Genomic DNA, 6,934 nt, shown 5'->3' with positions numbered 1-6,934 from the left:
GCCGCGCGCTCACTTCTGCATAGTTGGCGCCCCTACGTTTCCGGTGAGATCACCGTGCTACCGGTGGGCTGCACCCACTTCGAAATGTTCCTACCCCAAGCACTGAACACATACGCACAACAACTCAAGGCGCAATTGGAAAGTGCCGCGGAATAACTCGTGCCGATGCGCCGGCGCGGAAACTCGAGCGACTGAAACTGGGGGCGGTGATCGCAGATGCGGACCACGTACACAAACGACGCGCGCGTGGCCAACGAGGCTGCAGTTCCGAAGGTGAGCAACATTCTCGATGTGCTCGACCAGCGCACGTTTGACCTCGGCCTGGCGATCGGAGTCAACAGCCTTCTGCAGAGTGTCTGGATTTACGACCGCCCAATCGACGTGGGTGGTCTTCAGCAGTTCCACGACCACCTTCGTCGCGGGCGGTTGTCCCGCGCCATCGAACGCTCACCACTGCCGTTCGGGCGCCACCGCTGGGTAGCGCCCGAAAATTATTCCGAGCTCGAGATTGTCGAGACCGCCCGGCCACGGGAAGAATTCGACGATTGGCTCGACGAGCAGATCAATACTCCGATTGATTGCGAGAGCGGGCCCGGCTGGCACCTTGCAGTGCTTCCGTTCACCGACGGCGGCTCGGGCATCAGCTTGGTCGTCTCGCATTGCCTCATCGATGGCGTCGGGTTCTGTGAGGCGTTGGCTGATGCGGCACTGGGCTGCGACGACCCGAACAGTTGGCCGTCGCCCGCGTCGCGCGGTCAATGGAAAGCCTTGTGGCAAGACGGTTGTCAGACCCTAAGGGACATCCCCGCCATGTGCCGAGGCATGATCGCCTCTGTTCGGTTGGCCCGGCGTAGCCGCGCGAACGCCGGAGCCGCCAGCCCGACTGCTTCCCCGACGACCACACCGACTGCATCCGTCGCGGGCTCCGACCAAACAGTCGCAGTTCCGATGGCAACGGTCCTCGTCGATGCCGAGCAGTGGGATGCCCGCGCAGAAGCGCTCGGGGGCACCAGCAACACGTTGCTCGTGGGGCTGGCTGCTCGGCTTGCGCATCGAGCCGGACGTGTCGGCGCAGACGGTTCGGTGATCGTGATGATGCCGGTCAATGAACGTGCCGACGGAGATACCCGGGCCAATGCGAGAAGCAGTGTTGCCGTTACGGTCGACCCCGCAATTGCGACCACAGACCTGCGCGCGATCCGGGCCGCGGTCAAACAAGCACTGATTCGCCACCGGGAGGTGCCCGACGAGGAACAGGCGGTGAATGCCATCATTCCCCTGCTGCCCAAGCGCCTCTTGGGCGCCACTTCTCGTGTCGGTTCACCCAATCAGGTCGGCTCATCCAACCTGGGTGTGGTCAACCCGGCCGCCAGTCGGCCGGATGGCACAGAGTCCGACCACTTCGCCATCAAGGTTCTTCCCCACCTCGGGCTCTCGGAGGCGATGCTCAACCGCTTTGGGGGGACGCAGTCGTTTCTGTCAGGGCGAGCGAACGGCCAGGTCTTCGTCTCGGCCCATTCCTATCTTCCCGGTCGGGTGAACACGAATGACCGTTTGCAAGAAGATCTTTCAAGTGCACTTGACGATTTTTCGCTGACCGGCTCGCTTCTGTGAGCGTCCCGCAATCACAATGTAGGAGAATCACATGAACACCAACATTCGGGTGGCTGTCCAATCCGTATTCGGCCTGTTGGCGTTGGGCGCGCTGCTCTTCGTGCCGGCGGGGACATTCAACTACTGGCAGGCGTGGGTTTTCCTGACGGTGTACGCGGTGATGGCAATTGCCTCTACCGTCTACCTGTTGAGTAAGGACAAGGCGGTCGTGGAGCGGCGTATGCGCGTCGTACAGAAGGCGGAGTCGAGACCGGTGCAAAAGGGTGTCATCGGCGTCATCGCAGTTCTGTCCGTCGCGTTGCCGGTGTTCTGCGGCCTTGACCACCGCTTCGGTTGGTCCCCAGTACCCACCGCCGTATCTTGGATCGGCAACGTGATGTTCGCAGTCGGCCTCGTGATCACGATCTTTACGATCATCCAGAACAGCTACGCGTCGGCCAACATCACCGTGGAGTCGGAGCAGAAGCTGGTCTCCACGGGCCTCTACGGCCTGGTCCGGCATCCGATGTACATGGGGGCGCTGCTCATGGTGGCGGGGATGCCGCTGGCGCTCGGCTCCTGGTGGGGGCTGGCTGTTCTCATTCCCGTCCTGACCCTGTACACGTTCCGCATCCAGGACGAGGAGAAGCTGCTCCGACAGCAGCTCGCCGGCTATCGGGAATACATGCAGAAGGTGCACTACCGACTGGTGCCACTCGTCTGGTGACGGCTGCGCCTGCGTGATCCCGTTGGTCAGAGATAGCTGCCGCTCAGGGAGAACTCCTTCAGTGCGGTCGAAAGATCGAGGCGCAATTCGTCGTTGGAGTTGGCCCGGCCCGGCAGATACGAAATCAGCGAGATGAATATCTGCCCGTTCATCGTGCCCGACAACATGGTCTGCACGCCGCCATAGCGGTGCAACGTCGACGTGGCCACACCGAGGTGATGCAGTCTCAGGGCGAACGAAGCTGCGTCGGTGCCGTCTGCCCGTCCAGCGGCGGTATCCATCTCTCCGACATTGGATGCGCCCACGAGATTGAAGGGATTGCCCCTGGTCGCACTGCGGGCAGCTTTGAGAACCCTTTCGGACATGAGGGGTACCAGGGCGTTCATCACCTGTTGAGGGTCGGGCTCCTGGGAGTGTCGAATCAGTTCTTGTTTGACCGCGGCCCGGATCTCACCCAGGTCTGTGGTGGCGGATGCGGGATTGACCGTCGCACGAACACCGCTGATCGCATTGGCCCGGGTATCGTCGGCGGTGCGCTCGTTGACCGGGAGGGTTACCACTACCGATCCGTCTGCCGCAACCCGCCCCGCATGGTAGGCGAGCCGAGCTGCGAGTCCCACAAGCAGCGTGTTGCGCGTTCCGCCGAGAGCGCGGGCTCGGGCGTCCCACTCTTCGGCATCGACGAAGATCGTTGCGGTTGGTAGAAGGTGGGATTCGTCGGTTTCGGGGGGCGGCTCAGATGACAAGGCGGCGGGGGGCGCGGCGGCTGCGGCACCGTTACGGCCTTGTCGCCCCATCTGAATCGCACCGACGATGGCACGGCCGATGGCAGGGATATCTCTTACCGTTTGGCCGGCGTCTTGGCGGATGGCCTGCCATCGCCCGCGCGACGCGGCCTCGGGCCAGCTGATCGGGTCGTCGTGGCCGAGCGCGGCATCCGCCATCGCTTCCCACAACCCAACACCATCGGTGAGGCAGTGTGAGATGACCAAACTCACGCCCGCGCCGCCTTCGGTGAAGGGCAGGGTGGCAAGGTGCCATGCGGGTCCCTGCTCGGAGTCCAACGGAAAGTTGACCTGCTCACCCAGCCAGTCGTCGAACTCTTCGCGCGGGCGGGCCGACTCGACGATCTCGAGGCCCGATACGTTGTCGGCCTTTACCCAGCGGCTGCGGCCGAACGGCAACGGTGATCGGGCGATACAGCGAGACAACCGTCCCCGCACAAGATGGCCGTGGAACCGGCGGAGCCCGTCGATGTCGATGGGGCGGTCGTAGACCCAGACACACTGCAGCAGCGTGTTCGAGCGAGTCGCTTGGCCGATGTCGTACATGGTCTGATCGAGCAGGTCGAGTACGTTGCCCATTTTTGTACGGTACGAGCCTGAGCGCCGTTTCACTTGGCAATTGCAGCAAATGCCCGGAATCGGCTGCTATAGCGTCATTTACACCGTGCTGGCCAAGCGGTCGGCGAGTATTCCGGCGAACTTGGCTGGATCGTCGGGCACCCCGCCTTCGGCAAGAAGAGCTGTGCCGTAGAGCAATTCGGCGGTCTCGGCGAGTCGATCTGAACCGGCATCATCGCCGCTCGCCGAATGTGCCTGACGCAAGCCGATGACCAGCGGGTGGGACGGGTTGAGCTCGAGGATCCGCTTCCCGACCGGAACGGTTTGTCCGGAAGCCCGGTACATGCGCGCCAGCGCCGGCGTGATTCCGAACGTCGGGGTGATCAGACAGGCCGGCGACTCGGTCAAGCGGCTGGACAAGCGCACTTCAGAAACGCGTTCGCTCAGTGTCTCCTTCAGCCAGGCCATGAGGTCGGCGAACTCCTGCTTCTGAGCCTCTCGCTCGGCCTCATGCGCGGCCTTGTCTTCCTCGGAGTCGAGGTCGACCTCACCCTTGGCGACCGACTGCAGCGGCTTGCCGTCGAATTCGGGTACCGAGCCCACCCAGACTTCGTCGACCGGGTCAGTGAGCAGGAGCACCTCGTACCCTTTGGCCTTGAACGCCTCCAGGTGCGGCGACTTTTGGAGTTGCTCGACAGAGGGTCCGGTCGCGTAGAAGATCTGTTCCTGTCCGTCCTTCATGCGTTCCACGTACTCGGGCAGCGTGGTGACTCCGTTGTCATCCTCTGGAGCGGACAACGTGGAGGTGAAGGACGAAATCCGCAGCAGCGTGTCCTGGTTGTCCATGTCGGACATCAGACCCTCTTTGAGGGCAGCGCCAAACTGCGTCCAGAAGGTGCGGTAATCCTCGGGCTTGCTGGACTGCAGATCCGCGATTGTCGACAGAACCTTTTTGGTCAGCCGGCGACGGATCGCGGTGACCTGCCGATCTTGCTGCAGGATCTCGCGAGAGACATTGAGTGACATGCCCTGTGCATCCACGACGCCCTTGACGAAGCGCAGGTAGCTCGGCATGAGTTCTTCGCAATCTCCCATCACGAAGACGCGCTTTATGTAGAGCTGGACCCCGGTCTTGGCATCCCGGGTGAACAAGTCGAACGGGGCGTGCGAGGGGATGAACAACAGGGCCTGATATTCGAAACTGCCTTCGCCCTTCATCGAGATGACGGCCAGCGGATCGTCCCAGGCATGGGCGATGTGCTTGTAGAACTCGTGGTATTCCTCTTCGGATACCTCGTCTTTGGGCTTGGCCCACAACGCCTTCATCGAGTTGAGCGTTTCGGTTTCGACCGTGACCGTGTCCGGACCGCCCTCCTCGGCGGCCGGAGTGTGCTTCTCGACCTGCATCCGGACCGGCCAGGCGATGAAGTCGGAGTACTTCTTGACGAGCTCTCGGATCTTCCACTCAGCGGTGTAGTCGTGAAGCTGGTCTTCGACATCCTCGGGTTTGAGGTACAGCGTGACCGACGTGCCCTGCGGTGCATCATCGAGGGATTCGATGGTGTAGGTGCCGTCACCGCTCGACACCCACCGGGTGGCGCCGCTCTCCCCGGCTTTGCGGGTGAGCAGTTCGACCTTGTCGGCCACCATGAAGGTGGAGTAGAAGCCGACGCCGAACTGCCCGATCAATTCCTCGGAGTCGGCCGCCTTCTTGGCTTCCTGTAGTTGCCGGCGAAGCTCCCCGGTCCCGGATTTGGCGAGGGTGCCGATCAGGTCGACGACCTCCTCGCGCGTCATCCCGATGCCGTTGTCGCGCACGGTCAGTGTCCGCGGGTTCCGCCCAATCTCGATGTCGATGTGCAGGTCAGAGATGTCGGCGGTCAGGTCTTTGTTCCGCATCGTCTCGAGGCGGAGCTTGTCCAAGGCGTCCGACGCGTTCGAGATCAGCTCTCGCAGAAACGAGTCCTTGTTGGAGTAGACCGAGTGAACCAGCAGATCCAGGAGTTGGCGTGCCTCCGCCTGAAACTCCAACTGTTCGACACTTGCAGACATGTGATTCCATCCCCACAGATCAACTGACGTTGGCTATCACCGAGGAGAATACCGATCGGTCATCGCCGCAAAGACGGCTACCGACCGACGCCGGCCCTGAGGCCGATCTTGAATGTGTCAGCCTGCAGTGCTCTTTCCTGCGGCGTGAATTCGAATCTGGTCAAAGCCTGCCGCGGCTGTGATCTTGAAAGTTTGCCATTCTTGCAGTCGCAAATTCTATTGCGGAGTGTCGAGGCGACGGACGTCCCGCTTGATCTGGCCCACTTAACCCCGCCGTCGAGTCCAGAGAATGTGACGGCGGCCATGTTGGATAACGGGCAGCATAGTTTGCTAAATCTTCGCTCAGCCAGTGAAGAGGCGAGTTCCGCTGGGCCTGTCGCACAGTACGGACTCAGCCTGCTTCGCTGAATTGAATTACGCCGCTGTCGTACGAGTGTCGGTGTGATGCCATCGTTGACGACGGGAAGGTGCTGGGGACGTCGCTTCACCTGCTTCTGGTCGAATAGTGCTGTCACCAGCGTAAATATCGGTCCTTGTCGTGGCGCTGTTGACGTACTCGGTGCCGGCAAGGTCGTTGCGGCCCACGTGGTGGACGATCGCGGACTCGGATGCGCGGTCGGGTCGGCTGCGCGCCGTACGGACTGTGCGGATCCTGGAGGCGAGGGAGCCGAGTATGCACATCGGTGATGCCATCTCGATTGCCAAATACTGGCGAATGTGTCCAAAACGGGTTCTTCAACGTGGTGTGGCGACAGATTCCTCATCGGATTGCTGAATCGGTGTCCACGTCGGCTCGAAATGGCTATGCTGACGCTCTGCAACTAGACATCAAATAGCTGGAGTGGGCCAAAGGCACGTTTAACATGGACGCGCGGTAGGGGCAACCGCCGTGCAACCTGATCGCCGAACGATTTATTGCTGGTCGACTCGGTGTGAGGGAGGCCAGGTGTGCATCCACCCCTTGGGCGACGCTGACCGTCGTCCTCTCGCCTTGACAATTCGCGGGGCTTTCTCGTGACCGCCGACCTGACTCGACGGTTGTCGTCGCTGGATTTTCTGGACGAAGACGAGCACGAGGAGCTGTTCGGGTGGGGTCATCGGGCGGTGTTGATGCGGCCGGTGGTGGAGTCTTCGGTTCCGGTGTTGTTCGGGGCTCAGGTGCAGCGTGCTGCGGATGCGGTGGCGGTGTGTTTCGAGGGTGTCTCGTTGTCGTATCGGG

5 protein-coding genes are annotated in these 6,934 nt (G+C 61.8%); 3 read left to right on the top strand and 2 right to left on the bottom strand.

Annotated features, from left to right (window positions below):
* Window positions 1-273 precede the first annotated feature (273 nt).
* Together BKG60_RS23370 and BKG60_RS23365 are read left to right on the top strand one after the other, a co-directional pair.
* Window positions 274-1,614, top strand: a complete 1,341-nt coding sequence (locus BKG60_RS23370) for a WS/DGAT/MGAT family O-acyltransferase (protein WP_070947248.1) — start codon at window positions 274-276, stop codon at window positions 1,612-1,614.
* A 31-nt stretch (window positions 1,615-1,645) separates the two neighbouring features.
* Entirely contained in the window at window positions 1,646-2,320 is a 675-nt protein-coding gene (locus BKG60_RS23365; protein ID WP_070947247.1) for a methyltransferase family protein, read from the top strand.
* Between the two features lie 26 nt (window positions 2,321-2,346).
* Here BKG60_RS23365 and BKG60_RS23360 read toward each other — a convergent pair whose 3' ends face one another.
* Window positions 2,347-3,684, bottom strand: coding sequence for a WS/DGAT/MGAT family O-acyltransferase (locus BKG60_RS23360; protein ID WP_070947246.1), 1,338 nt, complete (start codon window positions 3,682-3,684; stop codon window positions 2,347-2,349).
* A 78-nt stretch (window positions 3,685-3,762) separates the two neighbouring features.
* Window positions 3,763-5,715 carry a molecular chaperone HtpG gene (gene htpG / locus BKG60_RS23355; RefSeq protein ID WP_070947245.1) on the bottom strand — a complete coding sequence of 651 codons (1,953 nt, stop codon included), beginning with the start codon at window positions 5,713-5,715 and terminating at the stop codon, window positions 3,763-3,765.
* A gap of 1,014 nt (window positions 5,716-6,729) precedes the next feature.
* Here htpG and BKG60_RS23350 point away from each other — a divergent pair.
* The coding region (locus BKG60_RS23350; RefSeq protein ID WP_131823459.1) for a hypothetical protein at window positions 6,730-6,934 on the top strand (205 nt) is incomplete at its 3' end.

Origin of the sequence: Mycobacterium syngnathidarum, from assembly GCF_001942625.1 — a bacterium.
GTDB lineage: Bacteria > Actinomycetota > Actinomycetes > Mycobacteriales > Mycobacteriaceae > Mycobacterium > Mycobacterium syngnathidarum.
Note: the sequence above shows the minus strand (reverse complement) of the source record. Positions and strands in the feature narration are given on the sequence as shown.